1 protein-coding gene is annotated in these 374 nt (G+C 40.9%); it reads right to left on the bottom strand.

What is annotated here, in order from left to right:
• On the bottom strand, positions 1-374 hold a 374-nt coding region (locus AWW67_RS19030; protein ID WP_176700033.1), incomplete at both ends, for a hypothetical protein.

Raw genomic sequence — 374 nt, 5'->3', positions numbered from 1 at the left:
GTATTGTCATTCTTCTTTACGCTTGAAATGACTGGAGTGGTGGCTGTGCCATTGTTGATTGAAAGATTAAAATCACTCGCTTGCAAACCTCCCCCAGCACAATTGTCTTCATACACTCCTTCGTTGAAAGTTACATCAATGTAAGAGTTGTCTGCGGCTAAGCTAACGCCTGTAACGCTAGGCTTGATTAGGTCATTTAAAATTCTGGTGTTATTGCTTTGTGTTGCACTTGCTGCATTTCCAGCGGCATCGAAAACTGAGCTTCCATCTGCAAAATCAATTTTTACAACTTCAGAACCATCAGCTACTCCTGTGGTAGTGAAGGTTACTCTAATAATATTTTCTCCTCCTGTTAAGTCTGTAGTACCATCTAC

This window comes from Roseivirga seohaensis, from assembly GCF_001592945.1.
Classification (GTDB): Bacteria; Bacteroidota; Bacteroidia; order Cytophagales; family Cyclobacteriaceae; genus Roseivirga; species Roseivirga seohaensis.
This window is presented reverse-complemented; position numbering and strand designations above follow the sequence as displayed.